The organism is Chitinophaga cymbidii, assembly GCF_007992715.1.
Classification (GTDB): Bacteria; Bacteroidota; Bacteroidia; order Chitinophagales; family Chitinophagaceae; genus Chitinophaga; species Chitinophaga cymbidii.
The window spans coordinates 556263-570482 of sequence record NZ_BKAU01000004.1 but is presented as its reverse complement, the minus strand read 5'-3'; the positions used below and the strand labels follow the sequence as shown (position 1 = coordinate 570482).

The following is a 14220-nucleotide window of genomic DNA, read 5'->3' as shown; positions in this document are numbered from 1 at the left end:
GCTTATATTAGAGCTAAACGCTACGTTATGAAAGGATTCTTCCAGATCAGGAATAAATTCAAGATTTGCTGTGTGCTGATCGTCATTATTGTGCTGGTGTTGTTGAATAACCTGCGGTCGAGGAAGAACATTTCGCGGCTGGATGAATCTGTTTCTTCCATTTACCAGGACAGGCTGCTGCCGGCCACCTATCTATACGAAATATCCAACCGGCTTTACCAGAAGCGGCTGATGCTGGAAGAAAAGGCGGGGCTGCCCGAGGATTGGATGGCACTAAAAAAGGCCAGGGACGGGGAGATCGACAGCCTTGTGCAGGCATATGACAGCACTTACCTGACAAAGAACGAGCAAACGTTGTGGCTGCGTTTCAAGGAGCAATTGCAGCGGTACAACCGGCTGGAATCTGCCAGCTTCACACTGGCTACCGGGCCCGGCGGGCTTTCAGTGGATGGGGAGGTTTCGCTGGATGAGGGTTTCCGGCAGACGGTGACCCTGCTGAACAACCTCACGGAAATTCAGGTGGGCGAAGGCAAGAACCTGCAAACCGGCTCGCACAATATTGCCAGCGGCTCCGTGCTCAGCTCGCACCTGGAAATGACGCTGCTGATCGTGCTGGGGGTGATGGCAGTGATATTGCTGAGCATGTCTGACAAACATATTTTAAACCCCGATCAAAAGCCCGGATTAAATTAGTGCAAGCCTTAATTTTGTATCTTTATTTCACGACAGATTTATCACACGACAGAACAGTAGCGGATGAAAAAGATCAGATTAAGCATCCTGGACCAGTCGCATGTACGGCTGGGCAGCACAACGGAACAGGCTTTACAGGAAACCCGAACATTGGCCGTATTGGCGGACCAGCTTGGTTATGAAAGATTCTGGGTATCGGAACACCACAATATTCCCAACATCGCCGGTTCCACACCGGAAGTATTGATAGCTTACCTGGCGGGACAAACCCGCCATATTCGTTTAGGCGCCGCCGGTATCATGCTCCCCAACCACAGCACGCTCAAGGTAGCGGAAAACTTCCGCATGCTGGAAGCCCTGTTCCCCGGCCGCATAGACCTCGGCATCGGACGCGCGCCCGGTGGCGACCGGCTGACGGCGCGGCTGCTGAACCCCCAGAACTCCTTTTCAGAAAGCGAGTTCATCCAGCAGATAAAAGACCTGAAACATTTCATTTCCGATCATGCGGAGCCCGGTTCCGTGCAGGAAAAAGTAAAAGCAATGCCGCAGGCCGAAACCGTGCCCCCGGTATGGCTGCTTACTTCCAGCGGCGGCAGCGCCCAGCTGGCCGCCTGGTTCGGCACGGCGCTTTCCTTCGCGCAGTTCATCAACCCGAACGGCGGCCCCGAAGCGGTAGCCCAATACCGCGCAAACTTCAGGCCCTCCGCCGAACTGAAAGCACCCGAAGCCAACTTTTCCATCTTTGCCTTTTGTTCGGAAGATGACGCCGTCATTGAAAGATGGAAAGCCGAATTCGATTACCGCCTGCTGCACATCGAAAGAGGACGGGACACGCCCATTCCCTCCTACGAAGAGATCGAACAGATAGAGTACATGCCGGACGAACAGCTTCGCATCAACTACAACCGCGGCCGCATGATCTGCGGCACACCCGAAAGCATGCGGCAGCAGATCGAAGCGCTCTGCGCGCAGTACGGCGTGAACGAGATCGTACTCAGCACCATCGCGGAAGACGCCGCCGCCAGGATGGAATCTTTCCGGCTGCTAGCAAAGGAATTCCGGCTCGAGCCACGGCATAGCTGATTTTCGTAATTTCCTGTTTCGCCGCGGCTGGCAAATGCGTTTTTGTACTATTAAATTGCCGGTTCATATGCTGCATGATTTTACGTTGTACATCGCGCTGGTGATGCTGATCCTCCTGCTGGTGATGCTCGCCCACAAGATCAGGACCGCCTACCCTGTCGTGCTCGTGCTCGGCGGCCTCGCCATCAGCCTGATCCCCGGTATGCCGGTCATCCACATCAACCCCGAACTGATATTTGTTATCTTCCTTCCTCCCCTGCTGTATGAAGCGGCCTGGTATACTTCCTGGAAAGAGTTCTGGCGATGGCGGCGCGTGATCGGCAGCTTTGCTTTCCTGATCGTGATCGCCACATCGCTCGTGGTAGCGCTGGTGGCGAGCCACCTGATCCCGGGATTTACGCTGGCGCTGGGATTCCTCCTCGGTGGCATCGTTTCCCCGCCCGATGCGGTGAGCGCCACCGCCATCCTGAAGCATGTGAAAGTGCCGAAAAGAATGTCTTCCATCCTGGAAGGAGAAAGCCTGCTGAACGACGCATCCAGCCTGATCGTTTTCCGTTTTGCGTTTATCGCGGTGGATACCGGCCGGTTCGTTTTTCATGAAGCGGCATTGAGCTTTGTATGGGTAATAGCGGGGGGTATATTGACGGGGCTCGCCGTCGGCTGCGTCTTCTATTTTCTGCATAGAAAATTACCGACAGACGCCAATACCGATGTGGTGATGTCGCTTGCAACGCCTTACGTGATGTACATCGCCGCCGAATCGATACATGTTTCCGGCGTATTGGCCGTTGTCAGCGGCGGCCTCTTCCTCTCCGCGAAGAGCCACCTGTTCCTGAGCCACCGCAGCAGGTTAAGAGGCGCCAACGTTTGGGCGGCCTTCGGGTTTGTGCTGAATGGACTGGTGTTTATGCTGATAGGACTGGAATTGCCGGTGATCGTAGCGGGACTGGGAGATGTGAGCCTTCGGCAGGCCATTGGTTACGGCGTGCTTATTACCGTGGTACTGATGGTCGCGCGCGTGCTCAGTACGCTTGGCGCATCGGCGTTCACCGTATTCATCAGCCGCTATATCACAACGGCAGACAGCCGCCCCGGATGGAAAGCGCCGCTGGTGTTCGGATGGGCGGGCATGCGGGGCGTGGTTTCACTCGCCGCGGCTTTGTCCATACCCGTGTACGTGACCAGCGGCGCGGCTTTTCCGCAACGCAACCTCATCCTGTTCATCACCTTCGTGGTGATATTGCTCACGCTGGTGGTGCAGGGCCTTACCCTGCCGCTGGTCATCCGCTGGCTGCAGCTGGACGATCCGGACCATTTCCTGCCCGAAGCGGAGCAGAACCGGATCATCCGCCAAAAGCTGTCCGACCGCAGCCTCGCCTGGCTGCGCGAGCATCACAGCGATGCGCTGGGCAGCAATACGGCCTTGCAGCAGCTCGCCGCAAAGTGGGAACAGGAAACTGTGCCGGATGAAAGTGAATGGATGCAGGACGGCTATCGTGCGGTATATCTTCAATTGCTTGCACAGCAGCGGGCATGGTTGCGGGAATGGAATAAGGAGGTATCCACGGATGAGGAAGTGATCCGCAAATACCAGTTGCTGCTGGATGTGGAGGAGGAAAAGATGCGGTTACGGTTTGAATGAACGCGGAGCAGGCAGGTTTGGGAATATGCGCTGCATGTGCGCAAAATGGTTACAAAACTGCTAGAACGAAACAGGGGCTGCCCCAAAAGACCAGCCCCTGTTTATGTGCTTTTCAAAACTATTTCAATGAATTGATCCAGCCCGCGATCTTCAAAGCATCCGCTTTGGGCACCTGCGGCATCGGCGGCATTTCTGTCGCGTAGCCCGGCCAGTTCTCGGGGTTCGGGTTGTAGATGAGCTTCACCATCATGTCGTTCGTATAATTGCGTTTGGCGATATCCCTGAACGCGGGGCCTACCTGTTTTTTGTCAGGATTGTGGCAGGCATTGCAGGTGAATTTCGCCAACAGCGGCTTCACTTCTTCATATGTAGGCGCTTTCGCCACCGCTTTTGCAGCGGACGCAGCGGCGGCTTTTGCTTTGGCTGCTGCCGCAGCGCTCGCTTTAGTTTTAGCTGCTTCCGCCTTTGCGGTAGCTTCCGCTTTGGCCTTCGCTTCCTTCTCTGAATTATACGTGCTCACTTCGTTCATGGACAGCTTTGCGCCATCCTGGAAATTGTTCAGCGTATAGTAACCGGTCGGGTGCACCAGTGAATAGAAGTTATCCCTTTCTCGCACACCGTTCAGCGTGATGTTATGAATGTAATACTGACGCATGTTATCAACGATGATGCGCACTTTATACCCATCCTCTGAAACCTTCACGCCTTTTACCTCGCAGGTGTCGTTGTTCACAACAGGGCTTCCGTATACAGAATGATATTTGTAGATAAAGCTTTCCACGGAATAAGAGGCGAGGTCGGATGCGGATTTTTTATCTACCGGCAACGTGAACTCGATCTCGAAACCGTCCGGCATGGCTTTCACCGTGCGCATTTCAAAAGGCACGCGGTTGTTCCATACCAGGCGTTGCAAACCTTCGTTGGCGTCACCTGCGGAGCCCCAGCCACGGTTCGTTTCGCCCACGAACAGCGAGCCGTCTTTCGCCCAGGCCAGGCGTAGTACGCCGGACTGGAAATTGCTGCGGAAGTCGAATGCTACGCCCTGGTATTCTCCTTTTACTTTTTCCAGCACCACGCGCATGATCTTGCTCTGTCCCTGGTCGCCCACCAGCGCCTGCCCGCCGAAAGGCCCGAAGAACCCTTCCGGTATGGCCACCATTTCAGAATTGGAGATCCCCAACACGCCATGCGGCAGCCAAACTGCCGGAAGACGCAGCTCGGGGATCGCTTTCTTCACCTCGAACATGGTCTTGAAGTTTTCATTGATCCTGTTCTCCGGTTTGATATAGCGGCCCTGTTCATTCTTGATCCTGCGCTCGTCCACCTGCGCATAGATCTGCTCGGCAGTGAGCTTCAGCGGAGAGTTCGGGAGGTTAGCCCAGCGGAGACCGGCGGGATGCCCCACGAAATCGCCTTTCCTTACATGCCAGATGCCACCGGAACCCATCCAGTCGCCCTGGTTCTCTGTGTAGAACAATTCACCGTTGATCATACCAAGACCGCAGGGAGAGCGCATGCCGGTAGCCCAGGGCTCCATTTTACTGCCGTCCGCGCTGATATGCATCATCCATCCGCGCCAGGGCACACGGCTTTCACCGCGCCACCATTCTTCATCGCCGAAAGCTACGTTGCCGGATACGAAGAAAGAGCCGTCCGGTGCCAGCTTCGGCCCGAAGCTGTATTCGTGATAGTGACCGGATATCGGCCACGCATATACGGTTTCAAACACATCGGCTTTGCCGTCCATGTTCGTATCGGTCATTTTGGTAAGCTCGCCGCGTTGCGCGCAGTACAGCGATCCATCCTTGTACACCAGGCCCAGCACTTCGTGCAGGCCGGAAGCGAACTTGCGGAAGAAGGGGCGCCGGCTGGTAGGATTTTCCACGATGAAGATGTCGCCGCGGCGGGTAGCCACGCCGAGGTCGCCGTTCGGTAATACCGTCAGCCCGCCTACTTCCAGCAGGGTGCCTTCCGGTGCGCTCATCTTCATGATCCTGAAATAATCTTCTTCCTTCGGCGTTTCCTGCGCGTATGCCGGCGCCAGCTGTGTAACGGCGGCGGACAAAGGCAGTAAGTACAATGCTGCTTTCTTAAAAAGCTTTTGCGAAATATTTTTCATTACTAAAACAGTCAAAGTTTTTAAAAAAGGATGGAATAGCTTAACCTGCCGCGTACGGGGATGATCAGCTCTTTGCGGCCGTTGGCGTCGCGCACGAGGGGTTTTGCACCGCCGTCGTCCTGCAGCTGCAGGTAGTAAGCGCGTCCATCGATCACGTACAGGTCTTTGTCCAGCACCTCTATCACGGAGCCTTCCGCCAGCTTGGCGTACAGGTCCGCCGCGGGCGCGGTAACGTTCAGCTCGCGCTGAATGCCGTGGCCGTCCGCCGATACACGGATCTGGTCGGTCACGGCGGAGCCGAAGATCTGGTAACGGAAAGTAGGCCGGTCCTGCTCATCCAGCACATATCCTTTCGGGCGGTAACCGCTGCCAGTGGTATCTGTTATCCATGCGTCCTGCTGGCCGGAAAGGCGGCCCAGCGTGAAGTACGGAACGCCGAAGCGCTGCACGGCGCCCTGCGGGCGGGAAGTACCATTGCCTCTTTCATGCCACATGGGAGTTGTTTCCAGGAAGTTGCCCCTCCATACCTGCACGATCATACCTCTGTCCATATCATACGTGTAATGCACTTTCTCCGGGCTGCCCACGGAAACGGCATGCACGATCTTCGGCTGGCCGGGCACGTCCATGAAGCTGCGCAGAATGGTGTTGGAAGAAGCGTCCAGCAGAATGGGGTCCGTCTCGTCCGGCGTAACGGCGTCGCCAAAGTAAGCCTGGCGGAAACCGGGCCCCTGAACCGTCAGGCCGAGAGAAGGTGATCCCCACTGGTTGGAACGCGCGTAGAAGATCTCTACCGGCACGTCGCCCGCGGAGAGGTTTTCCTTCACGCGGTTGCCCCTGCTCTCTTTATTATTGATACGGAGCATGCCGCCGCCGCCGGAAGTATTCAGGGAAAAGGTGTACTCCCCTGCTTCCTTCACGCGCAGCGTGCCTTTGTAAGCAAGCGCGTATTCATTCGCCAGCACCGGCGAAGTAGCGGTCAGCGCCGCCGCGTTTCCTTTGGACAGCTCCTTCAGCTTGCTGAGGTCCGGTTCATTGCCGATGGGACCAGCATACGCGGTGTATTGCAGGCCGGCGAGTTCCGGCAAAGGTGTATTATATTGACGGATACTGATGTTTTTAAAAGCCACCGCGCCGTGATCTCCCTGGATGCGCAGCGGGCCGGAGGCCTTTTCATCGCCGCCGCCGATAGCGCCGCGGGTGGGGCCGTTCAGCTCTATGTTCTCATGGATCATCACACCGTTCAGTTCCACACGCAGGATCCTGGCGTTTTCCGTCTTCCTGCCGGAAGCATCGAAGCGGGGCGCCTGGAATGATACTTTCAGATGCTGCCACAGGCCGGGCGCTTTGCTGGCATTCTGACGGGGCGCATAGCCTTCATATCCCTCATTCCCTTTACCACGGCTTTCGTCCCAACGTTCATAAATGCCGCCGTTATCGCCGGGGCGGGGTGTTGTTACGCCCCAGCTGTCCAGCAGCTGCAGCTCGTAACGGCCCTGCAGGTAAATGCCGGAATTGGAGCCAGCCGCCATCATGTAATCCAGTTCAAGATCAATGTCACCATGTTCAAAACCGGTGAAAAGGTCCTGGCCGTGATTCCTTTTACCGGGAAGGTTTACCAGGATGCCTGTGCCCTTTGCGGTGCGCAGCACATTCTGTTTTTCCAGGTTGGCATTTACATCGCCAGCGATCTGCCAGCTGCTGCCGGGATCTTTAAACGAAGAAAGGTCCTGCAAAGATATCTGCGAAGACTGGCCCGCGGCCTTCTGATTCAATGCCAGACCGGCACTGCACATAATTAAAAAGCCGATCCCTGACCGGCTTAAAAGACTGTTTTTTGATCTTAGTACCATGGTCGCTAAAATATGAATAGTTTCTTACGGATGGAATAATTAATTGAAGAATGGACAAAAAGTCGGATGAATCCTGTTGAATTGTAAACAGATTGTGAACGGATTTTAAATGAAAACAAAATGCGGCGATATGGGGATCATATTTTCATTTAGTTAAACAAATCCTCCATGCTAACCTCCCTCATCACTATAAATTTTGGCGAGTGATACATATTAATACTCTCCAAAATATAGTTAAATAGGGCTGTTTTGGAGAGTTATATATCTTCCAACACGAGCCTCAAGGACATTTTCCGAAAATCTCCCCAGATAAAGTAGTGAATATCAATTTTTTTGAACCTTACATCGAAAAATGACTTTTCAAATCATCCAATCCCCCTTCGCCCGGCATTTACTATTATCAAAACCTGGTTCGTTCCGCATTGAATATTCTTCAGCCCCCGGCGAACCGGCTTTTGATAACCGCTAATCCCCGCCCGAACCTTCCTGCCGGGATTGTGTTATATTTATTTTATCACCTGAATACAACTACTATGGCTACACAAACATCTTTGTTCACCTTCACGGGCAAAGCCGGTAACATGATCGGCTACTACCGGGAAGGTAAACACTACTTCCGCAGCATGCCAGCGCAGGTAAGGCAAACGTTCGCCACCCGCCGCGCCGCCCCTCGCTTCGGCGTGGCGAGCAAAAAAGGCCGTCTCATCCGCAGCGCTTTCGCGCATGATCTCGATGTCCGCTGCGACGGCAGCTACATCAACCGGCTTAACAAGCTGCTGATCCAGGCCGGAAGCAATAACCACGGCGCCCTGGCGGACTTCCGGTTCAACCGGTATACGGGAACGGACAAGTTCTTTACCAAAGCGCCAACGCTCGCCCGGAACGGGATACTGCACATCCCCGCGCAAACGCTGCCGCAGTTCAAAGGCGTCACTACGCTGGAAGTAAAAGTGATCGCTTCCCGCATTCATTTCGCGGAGCGCCGCGTAGTAAACACCGAAACCGCCCTGCTTTCCCTGCATCCCAATGAAGCCTTTGCCGGCGCCGCGCTGGACGTGGACGTACCGGGCAAAGGAACGCTGATAGTGACCCTGCAGGTAAGGGCCATGTACGGGAACGATGCCTCCCGTAACCGGAAATACCTCGCCGCAGACATCATCGCCGTTAAAGAGCCGGGAACAGCGGAAGTCTTCCAGAAGCCCGCATATCCCCAACCGGCCAGCTTCTTCGCATCTCCATCTCCGCAACAGGTAACAGCGCAAAACCGGCTGGCAGATTCCGGGAAACTCCGCCCGGATAAGACCGCCATACAACGGGAATAGGTCATTCCCTGCCAGAAAGTTGCATCCAGGTGAGTAATATATCCATTGAACGTTCTACCCTCCCACATCATCATTGCCCATCCATTTTTTCGCAAGCCTGTCCTGCGGACTATCTTCTATTGCCGGAACATCCCACCAAAGCCCTTCCCTCCTGATTCCGCAAGCCCAGATGAACGGCAGACCACCTCCACATCAAGTCCACGTTGCCTTCTGTGATCCATCGCTGATCCTTCGTTTATCCTTTACTCCGCCAGTGAAAATTGACTGGAAAAGCGAAGGATAAACGAAAGATCAGCGAAGGATGAGCGATTTATTTCTATCTTGTTGATGATTACTTAACATTGAACCGATGAAGCGCACCCTCCTGTCCCTTATACTTCCCTTTTTGCTGCTGGCCTGCCAGCCCAAACGTTCCGATAACGAAACCAAAAAAGAGATCCTCCGGCAAAAGATCGCCGCCAACAAGATTCGGACGGAAAAAGCATATCAGTACGATTACCGGTTCGGCCAGCCGGATACCGCCAGCGCATTCCTCTTTCAGCTAACGGTTTATGGTACGGATGGCCGTGCCGTCTACAGCAGCCTGTATAACAGGAACGACTCTACGCTGAACTCCCGCGAAGAATATTTCTACAACCGCCGGGGCGATGATTCCGCTACCGTTGTAAAAGACAGCGAAGGAAGCGTGACCGCCGTTATCAGGAATGAATATGACGGTCAGGGGCTGAATACGACCCGCCAGTTCTATAATTCAGAAGGGCAGCTGGACCGGAAGATCGTTTACACATATGATGATCAGCAGCAGATAAAGGAACTGACCTGTTATGATGCCGCGGGGAAAATGATCTATGCTTTCCGGTACGCCTACAATAAACATGGGGACGAAGCCCTGTCCGAAGAATTCAACAAGGAAGGAAAGCTCGTTGTAAAATCACAGCTGGTCAGCGATACGGATACTTCGCTGCATTACAACGTTTATAACGGCGAAAATGTGCTGACGCACAAGTTCTTCAACACCATCAACGGAAAACGGAACGTTACGAAGCAGGGTTATATTGATATGAAAGACAGCTCGGTGCATAACACCGTGCTGGTCTACGATAAAAATGATTTCATTGTGGAAAGGATCACGTATGACCCACAGGGGGAGCCGGTACAGCTGACGAGGATCGTGCGGGAGCAGTAGCGCCTTTGTGCAGCAGCAGGATCAGTACGGTGATCACGATGCCGAAGCCGGACATGAGGCCAAAGGCCCAGCGCAAGCTAAATGCCTCCGCAATAAAACCGATCACCGGCGGCACCAGCAGAAAACCGAGGTAACCAACAGTTGACACCGCGGCAATAGCGGGGCCGTTAGCCATGGTGGTGGATTTGCCGGCCATGCTGAACACCAGCGGCACAACACAGGAAACACCGATACCGGTCATCATAAAGCCAAATCCGGCGGTCAGCGGCCGTGGCACCAGCGCTGCCAGCAGCAGTCCAATGAAAATGAGGATACCGCTCCATTTGATCATCGTGTGAACGCCGAGGCGGTTCACCACCCTGTCCCCACTAAAACGCCCCACCGCCATCGCTACCATGTATACCACAAACCCCGCGGTCACCACCTCCCGCGAAGCCTGCACGGCCTTCTGGAAATAGATGCCGCTCCAGTCGTACATCGTGCCCTCGCAGGACATGACGGCAAAAGATATCAATCCATATTTCAGCAGGCTTTTATCCGGCCACGCAAAACGGCGCCTGCCGGTGGATGCCGGCGGCTGGTGCAAACTGCCGGGGTAAGCAAAGAATCCCATGATCACCATCAGCACACCCACCGCCAGGAAGTGAATGCCCGGCGAAACGCGCCAGAACACCATCAAACCTCCCAATGCCGCGCCGCTGAAACCCGCCACGCTCCAGATGCCGTGGAACGTGGTGATGATGGACCGGTCGTACAGCGATTGTACGCCGACGGACTGCGCATTCATGGAAATGTTGAGCAGGTTGCGCGAAGCGCCGAAACAGAACAGCGCGATCACCAGCTGCCAGATCTCCGTTACAAACCCCAGCACGCTCAGCATCCCGTTAAAAGCCAGCGCCCCCGTGAACATGATCGAATTGCTGCTGAAACGCTGCAACAGCATGCCTGTGAGCGGCATGGTGAACATAAGGCCGAAAGGCAGCGCAAATAATACGCTGCCCAGCTCCGCTTCATTCAGATGAAGCTTCTGTTGCAGATCGGGTATCCGCGAAGCCCACGTTGAAAACCCCAAACCCGAAATGAAAAAGAATAAAGCGATCGCTATCCTTGCCCGCCGTCTTGCTTCCATAAGCCCTATTCGTATTTTTTAATGCTGCCTGCCAGCAGCGTTGTTCCCAATCCCAGTACGGCGATCAGTGTGAAAGACCAGCGCAGTCCATACCCCTCCGCTACAAACCCGATCAGCGGCGGCCCCAGCAGGAAGCCCAGGAACCCGATCGAGGAAACCATCGCCAGCGCCACGCCGGGAGGAATCGTTTTCGATCTTCCGGCAATGCTGTAGGACAGCGGCACCACGGAGGCCACGCCCAGCCCTACCAGCAGGAAACCGATGGTAGCCGTTACAATGGAAGGCAGTAAAACGGACAATAAAAGACCCGTCAATATGATGATACCGCTGGATTTGAGCATGGGTTTGGCGCCGAAGCGGGTGATAAAATAATCCGCCGCAAAACGGCCGCCCGCCATCGCGCTCATGAAAGCGATAAAGCCAAGGCGGCTCCATTCTACCGGCGCATGCACCACCTGGTCAAAGTACACGCCGCTCCAGTCGAACATCGTGCCTTCGCAGATCATGCAGGCGAAGGTGATGAGGCCGAGCACGATGATGTTCCGGTCCGGCTTTACAAAAATGGAGTGCCCGCCGCTTTTCTTCGGTGCGTCGCGCGGCAGCAGGTACGCCGCGGAAGTAGCCACCAGCAGCATGGTCAGCGCAAAAACGATGGCGTAATGTACCAGCGGTGTTTGATGCCGGGCCACCATCAGGGCGCCGAGCAAACCTCCCGTGAAACCGGCGAGGCTCCACAGCCCGTGAAAGCTCGCCAGGATGCTGCGGCGGTAAAGCGCCTCCACTCCTACGGCCTGCGTATTGGCCGCAATGTTCATCAGGTTGCCGCAGAGTCCGAACAACACCAAAGCCCCGGCCAGCAAGGTTACGCTGTTAGCCGCGCCCAGCAGGATCAGGCCGCCCGGGTACAAAAATGCCGCGATCAGCATGATCAGCCGGCTCCCGAAGCGGGATACCAGGTAACCGGAAAGCGCCATCCCCGCCATCTGACCCGCCGGCAAAGCCAGCAAAAGCCCGCCCAGCGCGCCGTCGCTCAGACGCATTTGCTCCTTGATATCCGGAATGCGGCTCGCCCAACTGGCGAAAACCAGGCCCTGGATGAAGAAAAATACCGAAAGCGCCAGCCGGTAAGCCCGCGGCGCACGTAATGATATGGAATAAGCCAATTGCATGATGATGCAAAATTATTGCAACCTGCTGTACTGAATTTCTCTTATAATGACTATTATTTGCACTGTATTGATATCGATTTATATCCTAATTTTGCCATTATGAAGAATATCGAGCTGGAGGAGATACAGCCGGACGCCGGAAAATCGTTCCGGTTGAAGACAGATTGCTTCAAAGAATGCTTCTACTGGCATTTTCACCCGGAATACGAGATCGTGTACGTGGAAGGCGGCTCCGGTACCCGCCATGTGGGCCAGCATTTGTCCAGCTACGTGGACAGCGACCTGATCTTTATCGGTCCCGATGTGCCGCATCTCAATTTTGACTACGGCCTGAAAACGGAGATCAACCAGATCGTTGTACAGCTGAAAGAAGATTTCCTGGGCGAGCGTTTCCTCCTTGCGCCGGAATTATCCGCCATCAAAACACTATTTGAAAACGCCAAATTCGGCCTCTCCTTCACCGGCGAAACCAAGCAAAAGATCGCCGAAAAGCTGAAGCAAATGCCGGCGGCCGATCATTTTCACCAGCTGATCAGCCTGCTGGAAATCTTCCAGATCATGGCCACCAGCAAGGAAGTGTTGCAGCTGAACGACCACGCCGGCAGTCATCACCAGTTGCAGAAAGACAAAGAGCGCATGTCCGCCATCTACGGGTATGTGGACGCCAATTACCACCTCCGGCCGGACGTGAACCATGTGGCCCGGCAGGTGCATATGACCACCGCCGCTTTCTGCCGGTATTTCAAGAAGCAAACGGGCATGACCTTCACCGATTTTGTGAACCATTGCCGCATCAACCAGGCGAAAAACCTGCTGCTACAGGATAAATCCGTCAGCGACGCCTGCTTTGCCACCGGGTTTGAGCAGCTTTCCTATTTCAACAAGGTTTTCCGGAAGATCAACGGGGAAAATCCGCGGGACTTCAAAAAAAGATACATCCATCAATAACCGCTTATGCAACAAAACCTGGCGCACATCGCTATTGTAGTAAGGGATTACGACGAGGCCATTGCTTTTTACACACAAAAGCTGCACTTTTCATTACTGGAAGACACCGTATTGAGCGATACGAAAAGATGGGTGCGCGTAGCGCCGCCGGGGTCCGCATGCGGACTGTTGCTGGCCAGGGCCGCCAATGAGGAACAGGAAAGCAGGATCGGCAATCAGACGGGCGGACGGGTTTTTCTCTTCCTGCATACGGATGATCTTGAACGGGATCACCGGAACCTGCTGGAACAGGGCGTTCGCATTGTGCGGGAGCCTGTGCAGGAAACCTGGGGCAAGGTGCTGGTATTTGCTGATCTGTACGGGAATCTGTGGGACCTGATCGAGCCCGCGCGATAAAATTATTTTACTGCTTTTATGAGGATGAACTCTTTCTTTATCACTTCGCCGTTCATGCCTTTCGCATCTTCAAAATAGAGACCGGTGCTTTGCACTTGCAGCCCCTGCGCTTCCAGCATGGCCAGCACTTCGGGCTCATTGTAAAGCTGAAAACCGTATTGCACAAAAGGCAAATGCTGCATGAACCGCTGGCTGCCAAAGGAAAGCACCATGCTGCCGCCGGGCTTCAGCACCCGCCATATTTCCCGCAGCATCTCCTGCGCATTTTCCCAGAAATACAGCGTGTTCACCGTGAGGAACTTATCGAAAGAATGATCGGGGAAAGGCAGGCTGCGGCCATCGCCGGTCAGGAAAGACGCCACACCGGCGGATACCAGCTCACGGTTCATCAATCCCGCTTCCGCCACCATTGTTTTGGAAATATCGATGCCGGTATAGCGGAGGTTGTTCGCGGCGGACAGCAGTTCTTTTACATGATAACCGTTACCCGGTCCCAGTTCGAGGATCGCATCTCCGTCCGCCGGAGCGGTCAGCTCCAACGTTTTGCCGATCACGCCCGCATTGTTGTCGTTCATCCGCTCCGCCGCTTTGATGCCGTCTTCTCCCGCGGGGCATTTCAGTTGTCCCGCGATATATTGCTGGTCTTTATTTTCCATGGTCTGCTAATATTTTCCTTAGTA

At 54.6% G+C, this 14220-nt stretch carries 12 protein-coding genes; 7 read left to right on the top strand and 5 right to left on the bottom strand.

Going from position 1 to position 14220, the window contains the following annotated elements:
- The first annotated feature begins 27 nt into the window (after positions 1-27).
- The 3 genes from CCY01nite_RS18525 (at position 28) to CCY01nite_RS18515 (ending at position 3418) form a co-directional block, all read left to right on the top strand.
- A complete protein-coding gene (locus CCY01nite_RS18525) occupies positions 28-693 on the top strand; it encodes an MCP four helix bundle domain-containing protein (RefSeq protein WP_186831137.1) in 666 nt (221 codons plus the stop codon).
- Between the two features lie 63 nt (positions 694-756).
- Positions 757-1776, top strand: coding sequence for an LLM class flavin-dependent oxidoreductase (locus CCY01nite_RS18520; protein WP_146864914.1), 1020 nt, complete (start codon positions 757-759; stop codon positions 1774-1776).
- A 67-nt stretch (positions 1777-1843) separates the two neighbouring features.
- Positions 1844-3418, top strand: coding sequence for a Na+/H+ antiporter (locus CCY01nite_RS18515; RefSeq protein WP_146864912.1), 1575 nt, complete (start codon positions 1844-1846; stop codon positions 3416-3418).
- Between the two features lie 118 nt (positions 3419-3536).
- Here CCY01nite_RS18515 and CCY01nite_RS18510 read toward each other — a convergent pair whose 3' ends face one another.
- On the bottom strand, positions 3537-5537 hold the full coding sequence (locus tag CCY01nite_RS18510) for a hypothetical protein (RefSeq protein ID WP_146864910.1): 2001 nt from the start codon (positions 5535-5537) through the stop codon (positions 3537-3539).
- A gap of 20 nt (positions 5538-5557) precedes the next feature.
- On the bottom strand, positions 5558-7333 hold the full coding sequence (locus CCY01nite_RS26910; RefSeq protein ID WP_246129975.1) for a 3-keto-alpha-glucoside-1,2-lyase-like domain-containing protein: 1776 nt from the start codon (positions 7331-7333) through the stop codon (positions 5558-5560).
- A 590-nt stretch (positions 7334-7923) separates the two neighbouring features.
- Here CCY01nite_RS26910 and CCY01nite_RS18495 point away from each other — a divergent pair.
- Complete coding sequence (locus CCY01nite_RS18495) at positions 7924-8712, top strand: hypothetical protein (RefSeq protein ID WP_146864908.1); 789 nt, start codon at positions 7924-7926, stop codon at positions 8710-8712.
- A gap of 349 nt (positions 8713-9061) precedes the next feature.
- Positions 9062-9898 (top strand): hypothetical protein, encoded by an 837-nt coding sequence (locus CCY01nite_RS18490; RefSeq protein WP_146864906.1) that lies wholly within the window; start codon positions 9062-9064, stop codon positions 9896-9898.
- Here CCY01nite_RS18490 and CCY01nite_RS18485 read toward each other — a convergent pair.
- The gene (locus tag CCY01nite_RS18485; RefSeq protein ID WP_146864904.1) at positions 9840-11027 is read right to left on the bottom strand and encodes an MFS transporter; all 1188 of its coding nucleotides are present in this window, start codon (positions 11025-11027) and stop codon (positions 9840-9842) included. The genes CCY01nite_RS18490 and CCY01nite_RS18485 overlap by 59 nt on opposite strands.
- Positions 11028-11032: 5 nt before the next feature.
- Positions 11033-12196: an MFS transporter gene (locus CCY01nite_RS18480; RefSeq protein ID WP_146864902.1), complete on the bottom strand. Its 1164-nt coding sequence runs from the start codon at positions 12194-12196 to the stop codon at positions 11033-11035.
- Positions 12197-12295: 99 nt separating this feature from the next.
- On the opposite strand from CCY01nite_RS18480, the gene CCY01nite_RS18475 reads away from it, so the two are divergent.
- Both CCY01nite_RS18475 and CCY01nite_RS18470 read left to right on the top strand, forming a co-directional pair.
- Positions 12296-13144: an AraC family transcriptional regulator gene (locus CCY01nite_RS18475; RefSeq protein ID WP_146864901.1), complete on the top strand. Its 849-nt coding sequence runs from the start codon at positions 12296-12298 to the stop codon at positions 13142-13144.
- Between the two features lie 6 nt (positions 13145-13150).
- The gene (locus CCY01nite_RS18470; protein WP_146864899.1) at positions 13151-13540 is read left to right on the top strand and encodes a VOC family protein; all 390 of its coding nucleotides are present in this window, start codon (positions 13151-13153) and stop codon (positions 13538-13540) included.
- 2 nt (positions 13541-13542) lie between these two features.
- On the opposite strand, the gene CCY01nite_RS18465 is transcribed toward CCY01nite_RS18470, so the two are convergent.
- On the bottom strand, positions 13543-14196 hold the full coding sequence (locus CCY01nite_RS18465) for a class I SAM-dependent methyltransferase (protein ID WP_146864897.1): 654 nt from the start codon (positions 14194-14196) through the stop codon (positions 13543-13545).
- Positions 14197-14220: the final 24 nt, after the last annotated feature.

Excerpts from the sequence above, each read along its gene's own strand:
- CCY01nite_RS18515 (WP_146864912.1), top strand. The coding sequence starts at position 1,844 with ATGCTGCATGATTTTACGTTGTACATCGCGCTGGTGATGCTGATCCTC.
- CCY01nite_RS18520 (WP_146864914.1), top strand. The coding sequence starts at position 757 with ATGAAAAAGATCAGATTAAGCATCCTGGACCAGTCGCATGTACGGCTG.
- CCY01nite_RS18495 (WP_146864908.1), top strand. The coding sequence starts at position 7,924 with ATGGCTACACAAACATCTTTGTTCACCTTCACGGGCAAAGCCGGTAAC.
- CCY01nite_RS18510 (WP_146864910.1), bottom strand. The coding sequence starts at position 5,537 with ATGAAAAATATTTCGCAAAAGCTTTTTAAGAAAGCAGCATTGTACTTA.
- CCY01nite_RS18480 (WP_146864902.1), bottom strand. The coding sequence starts at position 12,196 with ATGCAATTGGCTTATTCCATATCATTACGTGCGCCGCGGGCTTACCGG.
- CCY01nite_RS18525 (WP_186831137.1), top strand. The coding sequence starts at position 28 with ATGAAAGGATTCTTCCAGATCAGGAATAAATTCAAGATTTGCTGTGTG.
- CCY01nite_RS18470 (WP_146864899.1), top strand. The coding sequence starts at position 13,151 with ATGCAACAAAACCTGGCGCACATCGCTATTGTAGTAAGGGATTACGAC.
- CCY01nite_RS18485 (WP_146864904.1), bottom strand. The coding sequence starts at position 11,027 with ATGGAAGCAAGACGGCGGGCAAGGATAGCGATCGCTTTATTCTTTTTC.
- CCY01nite_RS18475 (WP_146864901.1), top strand. The coding sequence starts at position 12,296 with ATGAAGAATATCGAGCTGGAGGAGATACAGCCGGACGCCGGAAAATCG.
- CCY01nite_RS18490 (WP_146864906.1), top strand. The coding sequence starts at position 9,062 with ATGAAGCGCACCCTCCTGTCCCTTATACTTCCCTTTTTGCTGCTGGCC.
- CCY01nite_RS26910 (WP_246129975.1), bottom strand. The coding sequence starts at position 7,333 with ATGTGCAGTGCCGGTCTGGCATTGAATCAGAAGGCCGCGGGCCAGTCT.
- CCY01nite_RS18465 (WP_146864897.1), bottom strand. The coding sequence starts at position 14,196 with ATGGAAAATAAAGACCAGCAATATATCGCGGGACAACTGAAATGCCCC.